The organism is Kitasatospora sp. NPDC056800 (genome assembly GCF_042789775.1).
Taxonomy (GTDB): Bacteria; Actinomycetota; Actinomycetes; order Streptomycetales; family Streptomycetaceae; genus Kitasatospora.
Genome location: NZ_JBHUAL010000039.1, coordinates 39,389 through 51,277 on the forward strand (window position 1 = coordinate 39,389; position 11,889 = coordinate 51,277).

Annotated in this window: 16 protein-coding genes; 11 read left to right on the forward strand and 5 right to left on the reverse strand. The window is 68.3% G+C overall.

Annotated features, from left to right (window positions below):
• Positions 1 to 89 precede the first annotated feature (89 nt).
• A complete protein-coding gene (locus ACFRQN_RS11975; protein ID WP_380740019.1) occupies positions 90 to 1,595 on the reverse strand; it encodes an MBL fold metallo-hydrolase in 1,506 nt (501 codons plus the stop codon).
• Between the two features lie 78 nt (positions 1,596 to 1,673).
• Between ACFRQN_RS11975 and ACFRQN_RS11980 the strand changes: the two genes are divergently transcribed.
• The gene (locus ACFRQN_RS11980; RefSeq protein WP_380740021.1) at positions 1,674 to 2,267 is read left to right on the forward strand and encodes a TetR/AcrR family transcriptional regulator; all 594 of its coding nucleotides are present in this window, start codon (positions 1,674 to 1,676) and stop codon (positions 2,265 to 2,267) included.
• A gap of 57 nt (positions 2,268 to 2,324) precedes the next feature.
• Here ACFRQN_RS11980 and ACFRQN_RS11985 read toward each other — a convergent pair whose 3' ends face one another.
• A complete protein-coding gene (locus ACFRQN_RS11985; RefSeq protein WP_380740023.1) occupies positions 2,325 to 2,558 on the reverse strand; it encodes a hypothetical protein in 234 nt (77 codons plus the stop codon).
• Positions 2,555 to 2,923, reverse strand: a complete 369-nt coding sequence (locus tag ACFRQN_RS11990) for an ATP-binding protein (protein WP_074005487.1) — start codon at positions 2,921 to 2,923, stop codon at positions 2,555 to 2,557. Before ACFRQN_RS11990 ends, ACFRQN_RS11985 begins: the two co-directional genes overlap by 4 nt.
• A gap of 154 nt (positions 2,924 to 3,077) precedes the next feature.
• On the opposite strand from ACFRQN_RS11990, the gene ACFRQN_RS11995 reads away from it, so the two are divergent.
• The 3 genes from ACFRQN_RS11995 to ACFRQN_RS12005 all read left to right on the forward strand — a co-directional run bounded on the left by ACFRQN_RS11995 (position 3,078) and on the right by ACFRQN_RS12005 (position 4,416).
• Complete coding sequence (locus tag ACFRQN_RS11995; protein ID WP_063780061.1) at positions 3,078 to 3,947, forward strand: helix-turn-helix transcriptional regulator; 870 nt, start codon at positions 3,078 to 3,080, stop codon at positions 3,945 to 3,947.
• A 2-nt stretch (positions 3,948 to 3,949) separates the two neighbouring features.
• Positions 3,950 to 4,147 carry a DUF397 domain-containing protein gene (locus tag ACFRQN_RS12000; protein ID WP_380740026.1) on the forward strand — a complete coding sequence of 66 codons (198 nt, stop codon included), beginning with the start codon at positions 3,950 to 3,952 and terminating at the stop codon, positions 4,145 to 4,147.
• A gap of 71 nt (positions 4,148 to 4,218) precedes the next feature.
• Entirely contained in the window at positions 4,219 to 4,416 is a 198-nt protein-coding gene (locus ACFRQN_RS12005) for a DUF397 domain-containing protein (RefSeq protein WP_380740028.1), read from the forward strand.
• Positions 4,417 to 4,471: 55 nt separating this feature from the next.
• Here ACFRQN_RS12005 and ACFRQN_RS12010 read toward each other — a convergent pair whose 3' ends face one another.
• Positions 4,472 to 4,975 (reverse strand): GNAT family N-acetyltransferase, encoded by a 504-nt coding sequence (locus ACFRQN_RS12010; RefSeq protein ID WP_380740030.1) that lies wholly within the window; start codon positions 4,973 to 4,975, stop codon positions 4,472 to 4,474.
• A 485-nt stretch (positions 4,976 to 5,460) separates the two neighbouring features.
• On the opposite strand from ACFRQN_RS12010, the gene ACFRQN_RS12015 reads away from it, so the two are divergent.
• The 7 genes from ACFRQN_RS12015 (at position 5,461) to ACFRQN_RS12045 (ending at position 10,815) form a co-directional block, all read left to right on the forward strand.
• Positions 5,461 to 5,667, forward strand: coding sequence for a hypothetical protein (locus ACFRQN_RS12015; RefSeq protein ID WP_380740032.1), 207 nt, complete (start codon positions 5,461 to 5,463; stop codon positions 5,665 to 5,667).
• The gene (locus ACFRQN_RS12020; protein ID WP_380740034.1) at positions 5,651 to 6,172 is read left to right on the forward strand and encodes a DUF6879 family protein; all 522 of its coding nucleotides are present in this window, start codon (positions 5,651 to 5,653) and stop codon (positions 6,170 to 6,172) included. The genes ACFRQN_RS12015 and ACFRQN_RS12020 overlap by 17 nt, the downstream gene beginning before the upstream one ends.
• Complete coding sequence (locus tag ACFRQN_RS12025) at positions 6,169 to 6,984, forward strand: helix-turn-helix domain-containing protein (protein WP_380740036.1); 816 nt, start codon at positions 6,169 to 6,171, stop codon at positions 6,982 to 6,984. The genes ACFRQN_RS12020 and ACFRQN_RS12025 overlap by 4 nt, the downstream gene beginning before the upstream one ends.
• 151 nt (positions 6,985 to 7,135) lie before the next feature.
• The gene (locus ACFRQN_RS12030) at positions 7,136 to 7,969 is read left to right on the forward strand and encodes a phosphotransferase (protein ID WP_380740038.1); all 834 of its coding nucleotides are present in this window, start codon (positions 7,136 to 7,138) and stop codon (positions 7,967 to 7,969) included.
• A gap of 4 nt (positions 7,970 to 7,973) precedes the next feature.
• Positions 7,974 to 8,999 carry a hypothetical protein gene (locus ACFRQN_RS12035; RefSeq protein ID WP_380740040.1) on the forward strand — a complete coding sequence of 342 codons (1,026 nt, stop codon included), beginning with the start codon at positions 7,974 to 7,976 and terminating at the stop codon, positions 8,997 to 8,999.
• Between the two features lie 10 nt (positions 9,000 to 9,009).
• Complete coding sequence (locus tag ACFRQN_RS12040; RefSeq protein WP_380740042.1) at positions 9,010 to 9,684, forward strand: histidine phosphatase family protein; 675 nt, start codon at positions 9,010 to 9,012, stop codon at positions 9,682 to 9,684.
• Positions 9,685 to 9,693: 9 nt separating this feature from the next.
• Positions 9,694 to 10,815, forward strand: a complete 1,122-nt coding sequence (locus ACFRQN_RS12045) for a hypothetical protein (protein ID WP_380740044.1) — start codon at positions 9,694 to 9,696, stop codon at positions 10,813 to 10,815.
• A 357-nt stretch (positions 10,816 to 11,172) separates the two neighbouring features.
• Here ACFRQN_RS12045 and ACFRQN_RS12050 read toward each other — a convergent pair whose 3' ends face one another.
• A complete protein-coding gene (locus ACFRQN_RS12050; RefSeq protein ID WP_380740046.1) occupies positions 11,173 to 11,706 on the reverse strand; it encodes an NUDIX domain-containing protein in 534 nt (177 codons plus the stop codon).
• Positions 11,707 to 11,889: the final 183 nt, after the last annotated feature.

Sequence of the window (11,889 nt, forward strand, 5' to 3'; positions counted from 1 at the left end):
ATCGTAGGAGCGGGCACGGACAACGGCGGGGTGCGCGTTCCCTGCGCGCGCCGGGCACGTGCCCTACGCGCCCGCTCCTGCTGCCGCCCCTACGCGCCGGCCCCGGAGAGCCAGCCGTCGACGGGGACCCGGCAGGAGTTGAGGATTCCGGCCACCATCCGGTACGTCCCGACCAGCGCCAGCAGCTCCAGCAGCCGCGGCGCGGAGTAGCTGTCCGCCAGCGCCTCCCAGGTGGCCGGGGAGAGCGCGTGCCCGTCGTGCAGCTCGTCGACGGCCCGCAGCAGGACGCGGTCGGTCTCGGCCCAGTCGGGGTGGTCCGGCCCCTCCGGGACGCGGGCGATCTCGGGCCCGCTCAGCCCGGCGAGGCCGCCGAGCCGGACGTGGTGCTGCCACTCGTACGTCGAACCGGTGCGGTGTGCGGTGCGCAGAACGGCCAACTCCCGTTCGCGGGGCGGGATCGTGCCCTGATTGAGCAGGGCGAGCAGCGGCGCCAGGCTGGTCAGCAGGTCGGGGTGGTGCCCGATGGTGGCCAGCACGTTGGGCACCGGGAAGCCCTCCAGCGGCCCGGCTCCCTCAGCCGGGAACAGCTGCCGGACGATGCCCGGCAGGCCCGCGGCCAGCGCGGTGACCTCGGCGGCGACCTCGGCCCCGGCCCGCGGGGCCAGCAGCGGGGCGGGCTCGTACGCGTCCAGGAGGCCCAGGAGTTCCATCTCGCCCGGGGTTCCGTCGCCGTTGAGTTCGCGGTGGACGGCGCCGATGTTGAGGACCAGCCGCTCGGGGTCGGCCAGGTCGGCGAGGCCGATCAGGTCCATCTCCCGTGCGGCGCGCAGCACCGGCACGCCCGCCCGGTGGGTGCGCTCGGCATGGTCGCGGACCCGCTCCAGGTAGTCGCGGAAGGAGCGGACCTCGGGCTTGCCGACGACCGGCCCGTGCCCGGGCACGATCGTATCGACGTCCAGGTCGAGGATGCGGTCGCAGACGGCGATCCAGTTGCCGATCGGGCCGCTGTGGATCACCGGGTGGCCGCCGATGAACAGCAGGTCCCCGGCGAACAGCACACCGGTGTCGGGCAGTTGGACCAGGATGTCGCCCTGGGTGTGGGCGGGGCCGACCTCGATCAGCCGGACGGTGCGCCGCCCGACAGCCACGTCCAGCTCGCCGGTGAAGGTCCGGTTCGGCGGGGTCGGGGTGATGCCGCCGAAGTCGAAGGTCTCCCGCATCCGCTGGACGACCTTCGGCAGCCGGAGGTCACCCGGCGCGGCGACCACCGCGTGCAGGTGGTCGGCGCGCATCTCGGCCGCGGCGGACTCGGAGGCGATGGTCACGACGTCCGGGAGGAGCTGGTTGCCCCACCAGTGGTCGCCGTCGCTGTGGCTGTTGACCAGCGTGCCGATGGTGACGTGCGGCAGGGCGCGCGCGACGGCGTCGAGCAGCTCGCGGGTCTGCGGGACGGTGAACAGGGTGTCGACGAGCAGGGCCTCGTCGCCGGAGGCGATCAGCCCGGCGTTGCTGAGGCCCCAGGAGCCGTTGGGCTGCAGGTAGGCGTAGGTGTCCGGGGCGATCTCGTGCAGGCCGAGGGTGTACGGGACGGCCATGAGTGGGCCTCCTCACTGATTGGACTGGAGTACCAACATGTACTCCAGTCCATCAATGGATTCAAGTACGCTCCCCTTGTGACCTCTCCTCCCAACCGACACAACCAGCGCCGCACCGCGACCCGGGAACGGCTCCTGACGGCAGCCCTGGAGCTGTTCGCCACCCAGGGGTACGCGGCCACCACCTACGACCACATCGCCGAACGCGCGGACGTGGGACGCCAGACGGCCTTCAACCACTTCCGCCGCAAGGAGGACTTCGTCACCGCCTGGGTCCAGCAGCGGCACGAGGTGCTGAACCGGCGGGACGAGGCCAGCGCATCCACCGGCGACTCCGTCATCGATGCGCTCGCCGACACCCTGCGCACCCTCGCGGAGCTCAACGAGCGGGAGTACGCGCTGGCCAAGGACCTGCACGACAGCGGAGTCCTCCACGCCGCCTTCGCCCTCGGCGCCACGACGCCGCGGGCGTTCGTCACCGCCACCACCCGGGGAGCCGAACGGGGCGAGATCCGGCCGGACTTCGACCCGGCAGCCGTCGCCGACCTGGTGTTCGACACCTACATCACGACCCTCGGCCGCTGGCTCGCCGCCGACGCGGACCGCCCGCTCGCCGACGCCCTGCTGGCCAGGCTCGACATCCTCGCCACCGGCTTCACGGCCGGCTACTGACCGCACGGGCGCGGGCCCCGCCCGACGGACGGAGCCCGCGTGCGCCCGCTACCGGTACTACCTGAACTCGCGGACGAGCGCGAGCAGGTTGATCAGAGTGCTGGCCGGAACATTGCCGAGCGAGACCAGGACCTGCCCGTTCAGGACGGTCTCCCCGGGCTGGGCGGACGGCCAGAGCAGGCCGAACTCGCGCCCCTCGGCGCGGAGTTCCACGATCAGGCCGGCGATCTGCCGACTGGTGAGGCGCCGGATCGCGGGATCGGCCGGCCGGATGGGATAGAGGGCGTTCACGCGACCAGGTCCAGCTCGAACCAGACCCGCTTCCCGAGCTTCTGCGGCTCGACACCCCACCGGTGCATGAGCCCCTCGATCAGCTGCAACCCCCGCCCCGACTCGGCAAGCAGACCGAACTTCTGATGCTTCGGCAGCTCCGAACTGCGGTCGGCGACGGTGACGCGGAGGGTGCTGCCGGAGTAGACGACCGTGACGACCGGCGAGGCGGTCAGCCCGTGCCGCCACGCGTTCACGACCAGCTCCATGAGTGCGAGTTCGGCGTCCCCGATGACCGGGTCGGGGTACCCGGCGCGCTCCATCGCGTCGCGCAACACCTCGCGGGACACGGTGAGGGAGGGGGAGTTGAGGTTGGGGTCACACATGGGGAATCTCCCAGCGGTGTAGAGGAAGCACACCGGAACTGCCCACGGTGCGCAGCGTGTTAACACTTTAAGTGGATCCACCAGAAATTTGCAACACGCTCCGCGCATGCATCTACACTCTCCGTAGGTCACGGTCTGCGAGAAGGGCACGCCCATGGGCTTCAGGAGCGGAATCAACGAGCGGCAGCGCCGTCTTGGCGAGGAGCTTCGCCGAGTTCGCGATGCCGCTGGGCTCTCAGCCGCAGAGGTGGGAGAGGCCCTCGGCGTGAAGGGGCCGAACATCAGCCACGTCGAAGCTGGCAGGATCGGCCTCACACTTGTGCGCCTGACGACCTGGCTCAATCTGTGCGGGGTGACGGACCCCGAGTACCGAGCCGGTCTCACATCCATGAGCGAGAGCACCGGGAAGGGCTGGTGGACCGAGTTCAAGCCCCATGTCGTCCCGAGCGCACTCGATCTCGCGGAGTTTGAAGCCAGTGCAACCGCCCTGGACAGCTACCAGACGCTCCTGATCCCCGGGCTCCTACAAACCAAGGCGTACAGCGAGGTGATCCACGACTACGCGGAGAAGAAGGTCGAGTTCCGCCAGCGTCGCCAGGAAATACTGACCGTCGAGAACGCTCCACCGTTCCGCACCGTGATCCATGAGGCAGCCCTGCACATGATGTACGGGGGACCGACCATCATGCGCGACCAACTGAACCATCTCATCGAAGTCAGCAGGCTGCCGCATGTGACGGTCCAGATCCTCCCGTTCGACTGCACCACCTACTCATCGACCGAGACGTCGTTCGTCCTGATGCATGGAGCTCACGCGCGCCTTGACACCGTTCTGCTGGAACAGCCACACAGCTCGTACTTCTTGGGAGACCCTGAGGACGTGGCGGCATTCCGTAGGAAGTTCGATCGAATCCGGGGCCTTGCCCTGTCTCCCCTGCACGCCGCCTCACCTTCCCCGTCAGCCACCCACCGTGATTCGCTGGGCTTGATCCAGCACGTTCGCTACAAGGTCCAGGGAAGATAGCCATGAGCCAACTCAACTGGCAGAAGTCCAGCTTCAGCGGCGACAAGGCCGACTGCGTAGAGCTCGCCTCCGAAGGTGACCGCATCTACCTCCGTGAGTCGGACGACCCCACCACCATCGTCACCACCACCCCCACCAAGCTCGCCGCCTGGCTCCACAGCGCCAAGACCGGCGAGTTCGACCACCTCACCGAAGCCTGACTCTCCTCCCCCGTGCCCCGGCGCCGGGCCGGGGCACGGGCATCCGTTACGCAGCGCCGGGAAGGTAGGGCATGGAACAGCTCAACTGGCAGAAGTCCAGCTTCAGCAGCGACCAGGCCAACTGCGTCGAAATCGCTTCCGCCGGTGAGCTGGTCTACATCCGCGAGTCGGACGACCCCACCACCATCGTCACCACCACCCCCACCAAGCTCGCCGCCTGGCTCCACAGCGCCAAGGCCGGCGAGTTCGACCACTTCATCGAAGCCTGACTTCCCTCCCCCGTGCCCCCGGCGCCGGGCCGGGGCACGGGGCCTCCGGGTCAGCTCACGCGTCGGGGTGTGCGGACAAGGCGAGCCAGTCAGTCCACGAGATCCCCCGGCCGAGGAAGCGCGGCTGCTCGAACGGCCAGTCCGCGGCGATCCACTGCGGCACCAGCCCGTCCAGGGCCCGCTCGACCTCGCTGCCCACCAGGTCGTCCACCACCCACCAGGCGATCTCGCCGTCGGCGCCGGCCTTCGCGGGCGGGTCGATGTAGACGCAGCCGAGCAGGGCCGTCTCCGCCTCGTCGAGCAGCGCGTAGTTGAACGACTGGTGGGCGGCGATCTCCTTCTCGTGCCGCAACAGGTCGGCCTGGTTGGCCTCGAAGGTCATGGTGGCCGCGGGCCAGCCCCAGGCCGGACCGAAGACGGTCCACAGCCGCTCGCGCGAACCCATCACGGCCGGATAGTCGAGCGGCGCGTCCGCCTCCCGGACCGGCCGCAGGTGGTGGCGCCCGCCGGGCAGCGGCACGTGGACGGGGTGGACGAAGTCATCGGGAAGCCAGCTCATGGCGCCCGACCGTAGCACCGTGCCGGCGCCCGCCCCCCTGGTTTTCTCCCCACCAACCGGACGATCCCGCCGCCCCGGCGCAAGGCTCGTCTCCACACCTTCCGCATCGAGCGCCCGGCCAGGTCCCGGAACCGCTCGAAGACGCCAGCCATCTCCCCACCCACCCCCAGATCAACAACCGCCTAAAGCCTCGCGCGGGAAGTCGACAGGGCCGACTTCCCACGCACGAGGCCCACGAAGCGGCTCCGCCGGCTGCGGGGCCGAGGGGCATTCCAGGTCCTGCCAGCCCGTGTGGGCACCATCGGGGAACGGGCCGTCACCCGACCCTGTGGCCTCTTGCTCCACGCAAGAGGCCACAGGCGAAAGGCCACCCGATCCGGTGAGTTCGCAGCGGTTTCCTGTTCTCTCAACTGCCAAGCCTTGACCCGCAAGTCACCACTTCGCCAGCATCAGACAGGAGGCCGGACCCTAGGAAGGGAAGCGTAGTGAAACTGACACGTCTTGCCGGGGAGTGCGAGAAGGGCACCTGCCCGACGGTGTACGCCGTGGACGGCACGGGTGATCTCATCATCCAGGGGCACATCGTGGACGACCCCGAGGCCCTGACGACGCTCCGGCTCCCCACCGGAGAGGACGCGGTCCGCATTCCCGCTTCGCTGATTCGGAGGATCCCCAGTGAGTATCTCGGGTGAAGACTTCGAGAACCTCTTCTCGACGTTTCAGCGGGAGGCATTCAGACTGGAGACGCTGGACGACTACAGCGGATCGTCGAACGCGGACAGCATCCGCTCGTTCCTCAACGGTGAGCCGCAGCCGAGCGACTACAACCAGGAATGGGTGGAGGAGGTCCGGGCGAATACCATCAGCGGGAAGCGCATGTACCGGGTCCACATCCTCTCCCGTCCGCTGACCCCCTACCTCCGGTTCGAACTCGGCTGGGGATACACCAAGAACGCCACCGCCGGAGAGGAGTTCTTCATCCTCGACACCACCGAGCAGTCGAATCCGCTCGACGGCGTTCCCGATTTCTGGGCTTTCGACGAGTCCACCATCGTCACCATGCGCTACGGCGACAGCGGATCCTTCCTCGGCGCCGACGAGGAACCGACCCCCGAGAAGTGGCTGGGGTACCGCGACCTCGCCCTCAGCCACGCCACGCCGTTCGCCGAGTGGTGGGAGCAGCACGGAAGCGCGTGAAAGGGACAGATCTCGGAAAAGCGCTGCGGGAACTGCGACTGGCCGCCGGCAAGGAGGCCAAGGCGGTTTCCCGCAGCGCTGCCATGTCTCCGAGTAAGCTGAGCAAGATCGAGAACGGTCGTCTCGCCCCCAGCGTCATCGATGTGGAGCGCATCCTCGCAGCCCTTGGCGTACCCGAGGACATGAAGTCCCACCTGACCGAGGCCGCACGTGCCGTTGCCACGGAGGCCACCGCTTGGCGCATCCTTCGCCGCGCCGGCCTGCACAAGCACCAGGAGGACATCCGGGCGATAGAGGCACAGACGCAGGAACTCCGCGTCTTCCAGCACTCCTGCATTCCGGGCCTACTTCAGACGCCGGAATACGTTCGAGCGGTCCAGCAGCATTCCGAGCTCACAGACGAAGCGCTGGAAAAGATGATCAGCGCCCGGTTGCGCCGCCAGGAGGTCCTCTTCGATCAGGCCCGACGATTCCATTTCCTGATCACCGAGCCCGTCTTGAGATGGGAGCTCATTCCGCGCCTCATGATGGCAGCACAATTGGACAGGCTTGTGGCAGCGTCACGCCTACCCAATGTGACCATCGGAATCGTTCCCCTACCCGCGCCGAAATCCCAACTTCCTACCTGCTCGTTCGTCATATTCGATTCGCGCCTGGTCATCGTGGAGATTCCGCATGCGGAAATCACCACGAGCGAGCCGAAGGATATCGAACAGTATGTGCTCAAGTTTCACGCCTTCGAACGCGCGGCCGCCACTGGGGGCGAGATGCGGGGCCTGGTCGAAAGCATTCGGGATGATTTCTTGAGATAACAGGAAATCGCTCCCCTGGAATCCCCGACCACCGCTACGTTGCTTGCCGTACAGCACAGGAACGCTACGGGAGGACGGCCAGGTGATCGGCTGGGAGTTCGTGAAGGGCAGAACGGCTACCCGGGGCGCGGTCTGGAGATCAGCCGATGGCTTGTTCTACAAGCGGACCGGCGGCGAGGACCTCCGGGTGGAAGCCGAGTTCCAGCAACTGGCAGCCACCCTGGGCTACCCCGTCCCGGAGATCGTCGACAGTGGGTCCGACGACGGAGGCTACTTCGTCATCGAACGGGCCATCGGCAAAGCCTCGCTGCACGAGGAGGCACTGGCACACGCCAACCGCGACGGGCACATCGGCGACCAGGTCATCAGCACGGCGGCTGCTGTCGCCTCGAAGCTGCTCCAGGCCCAGGCACGCCACCCCCTGCCCTCAACACCATGGTTCGAGAAGGCGGCCTTCGCGACCGAAGTCCTCACGGAGAACCCGGACTTCGACACCCCGCGAGTCCACGACGCGGTCGACCGCGCCCTCGACCGGCTGGCCCGACTCCCCGTGGTGCACGGGCACTTGGACTACGGCCTGCCCAACATCCTCCCGGCCGGGGTCATCGACTGGCAGCACCACGGCCCGGTCCCGCTCGGCTACGACGTCTACCCCGCGCTCGACATCGTGGCCTTCAAGGGCGGCGACAAGGGCTACTCGATCACCGCGGAACAGCGCGCCGCCTACATCTCCGCGCTCGACGGGACCACCGCGTCCCTGATCGGCCGGCGGGTAAGCGAGCACTTGGGCGACTTCCTGCTCGTCAAGTGCTTCTTCTTCCTCGCACTCATGCGACCCACCGACCCCACGCGGCACGACAAGCACACCAAGTGGCAGTACCGCCGCGCCCTGTTCACGATGGGACTCGATCAGTATGAGTCGTCCGGCACGATCGACACCGGCACCTTCCCCACCTTCGAACGGTTCACCGCCGAACACCGGTAGTCCGTTGCCCTCCGTCCGTGACCGCGACTACCTGATGGACCACCACGGGGTCGTCTTCAAGGTCATCGGCGACAGCCACCCGGGCAGCCACTACCTCGGTTACGTCAAGTACCACCCCGACGAGAAGGGCGACCGCCGGCTCCTCGGCCGGACCTACCGGCAGAACAGCGTGGTGTCGAAGTCCTTCGGCATCCTGGCCGGCCGGCCCGAGTGCTACGTCTACTCCGACACCCTCGGCTGCGTCATCACCGGCATCCCCCGCGAGGACGTGGCCGTCCACTACCCCTGCCGCCAAGCCCTCGCCGCCATCCACGAGGCGCCCGGCGCGGTCGCCGACAATCCGGCGGGCAAGGACCTCCTGGCGATCACCGAGTGGATCACCTCGACCGACGCCCGGGGTCTGCTCGGCGTCACGGGCTCCTTCCTCGTCGGCTGCTTCAACAAACGCTCGGACATCGACCTCGTCTGCTACGGACCGGAGGGCTACCAGGCCGCCCAGGAACTGTTCCAGCGGACCGACCTGATCCGGCCGTACGACGGCGAGGACCTGACCAGGCTGTACCTCCGCCGGGCCAAGTACCTGGAGGGCAGTTCCTTCGACACGCTCATCAAGCAGGAACGCCGCAAGCTCCAAGGGATCACCGCGGGGACCGGCGCGCACGTCAACTGCGAGCCCCTCCGCTCCGACCACGACCGGACCTTCGCCCGCCTGTCCTCCAAGGAGATCGGCGAGATCTCCCTCCTCGCGAAGATCACCGACCACACCGAGGGCCTCACCACCCCGGCCGTCTACGGGATCAAGGTCAGGACCATCCTCAGCTCGACCATCGACGAGCCCGACTCCTTCGCCCGCCGGATCACCCACATGCGCTCGTACCTCGGCGCCTACACCGGTGCCTTCCGGTCCGGCGACACCGTGCACCTGTCCGGCAAGCTCGTCCACACCCAGGACGGTGATCACAGCGGCTTCGGCATCGAACTCACCCCCTGGACCGTCAACGGCTCCTACGTCGCCAACCTCGCCGGATAGGACCCGCACCATGACTCTGCTCGTCATCCGGCACGCCGAGTCCGTCGAGAACGCCGACAAGTACCGCGGCTTCTACCAGGACCCCCGCCCGTACAGCGGAGCCGCCGCACACACCATCTCCCGCACCGTCGTCGGCCTGACCCCGCGCGGCTTCCGCCAGGCCCAGTGGCTGGCCGGCGTCCTACCGCAGATCGCCGGCCCGGAACCGCACGTCTACACCTCGACCTACCGCAGGGCGGTCGACACCGCCGCGATCGCCCTGCCCGGCCCCCCCGACGGGTGGCCTCGGCAGACCGCGCTCCTGGACGAACAGCACTACGGCGACGCCACCTACATGACCAAGCGCGAGCTCTACGACAGCTATCCCGAACTCGCCGAGGACCGCCGCCTGCGCAAACACGTCTGGACCGCGCCGGGCGGAGGGGAGTCGCTCGCTGCGGGTGTACTCGACCGCGCCGCCGAGTTCGCCGCCCTCGCCCAGGCCGATCTCCAGGAACCACGCACCGTCATCGCCTTCACCCACCAGACCACCGTGGTGGCGCTCCGTTCCCTGCTCGAAGCCCGCATGCTGCCCGAGATCCTCGCCGAGGAGCGAAAGGGCAAGCTGCCCAACGCCGCGATCCTCCACTACGCGCTACGGGGCGGCCGGTTCACCCGGACGGGCACCACCACCCCGCCGATCTAGGAGGCACCTGTGCGGCACCTGTTCCTCAACGGGCCCGTCCAGAACGGCCCCTTCACCTTCGACACCCGCCCCGGCAAGGCCGTGGGCATCCACCTGGCCGCCGCCCTCAACGCCATCCTCGGCTCGCCGCCCGCGCCCCACCTGTGGAACACCGTCACCCTCGCCGGAGACCTCCGGCACCGCGAAGCCGCCGGGCCGAGGATCCCCCGTCAGCGGTTCGAAGCCGACCTGATCGAGGCCAAGTACAGCCACGGTCGATCCCCGTCCGGCGGGATCACGACCGATGCCGACGCCGAAGTCGCCGCCCTCGCACTGGAAATGATCGAGACGAACCTTCGCGCGGGCACCCTGACCATCAGCCCCGAGACCGTCCCCGTCTGCCGCACCTGCGGACACATGACCGGCAGCGGCAGCCACCCCTGCAAGGCCTGCGGCGGCACCGACACCCTGAACCGCACCGGTCTCCAGCTCGTCGCCGAACCCGCCAAGGACCGCCCCGTCCTCGACCGCTCGGACATCCACGCCAACCACCGCCAGCAGCCCAGGCACCTCCTGCACACCGCCGCCAACCTCCCGGAGCGGCTGATCCTCTCCCGAACCCGCGACCACGGCATCGACCTCTCGCCCCTCGGCCTCGACGGCCTGGTCCTCGACCCACGGGTCGGCGTCCACACCACCGTCCTCGCCGCAGCCCGAAGGCACCGGGCAGAGGTGGCCGTCATGACCATCACCCAGAACGCCGCCAACCACATCGCCGCCCACGGCCGGCGCTTCCGCCAACACGACGGCACCCGCCTCCAGTACACCCTCCACGGCCACCTCCCGTACGACCACATCGCGAGTCTCCAACCGCTGTACGAGGCGTACCGATCCACGCGAGCGCTCAGGGCGGGCTTCGAATCGTGGTTCCTGCCGCTCTTCTCCCTCCGGGCCAGGACCGTGACCCGGCCGGACCAGCTCCCGGCGCTCTTCAAGCACTACATGCGCGCACACCTGGCCCAACCCGTGGAGGTCGACGAGGAGATCATTGAGGCCGTACGACGCTCGGTGGAGACCGGTGACACGGAATGGATCACTCGCAGGCCTGCACTGGCCAACGCGATGGCTGTCGGCGCAGGGCACCACGAGTAGAACGCGGGCTTCCGCAGCCCTTCATCGTGTGCGTGAGAAGTCGGCAGGGCCGACTTCTCACGCACGCGAGGGGGTTGGGCCCCGACGCGGGCGGGGTAGGGCGGAGGGGTGGGTGTGGGGGCGGGGGGTGGGAAACAGCGGGATCACTTGTCAGCGGTGGGAACAAGGAGCGGGGTTCAGGGGCGGCAGGTCGAGCTGGCGTGCGCGACCGCCACGGAAGCCGCCGATCTCGCGGCAGTGATCGAGTCCCCCCGAGTGGTCGCCCACCTCCAGGAGTTCCGCCACCTGCTCAGGCCCTACCGGGCCAATGCCTCAGTAGCGACGTTGGCCGACCGGATCACCAGTGCGGCCGGCTGATCAAAGGTCAGCCTCGTCCAGCAGCAGGTGGAGCACGCCCACGAGCGTGCCACTGCTGACGATCTCGCGACGGTTGATCATGCCGCGCAGATCGGACAGGGGAATCCACTCGATCCGGTCGGACTCGTTGCGCTCGGTCGGCGGTCCCACGTACTCCGCGGCGTCGGCCCGGAAGACGAAGTGCTCCGAGTCGGTGATCCCGTTCGCCGGCTGCGCGTAGATCAGCGGCTTCACGTCCGAGACCTTCCAGCCGGTCTCCTCCAGTGCTTCACGGGCAGCAGCCTCCGCCGGGGTCTCATCCGGCTCGACCAGGCCCATCGGGAGTTCCCAGGCCCAGGTGTCGGTGATGAAGCGGTGCCGCCACATCATGAGGACCTGCTTCTCGCTGTTCACGATGGCGGCCACGGCCAGGTGCCGCAGCTTGACCACGTGGTACTCCCAGCGGCGCCCGTCAGGCTGCTCGACGTCGACCAACCACAGGTTCACCCAAGGGTTCTCGTAGATCGGACGTTCCCCGTGGATCTTCCACTGCATCGCTGCGACCCCTCTCGACGGACCATCAGCATGTCAGACGCCGCAGGCTGGGCAAGCGGCTTCCAACCCGTTTGCGTCACACTGACGAATAGGGGCACCTTGCTCGCAGCCGGACCAAACGGAAGGTCATTGTGTGCGTGAGAAGTCGGCCGGGCCGGCTTCTCACGCACACCCGGGGGCGGG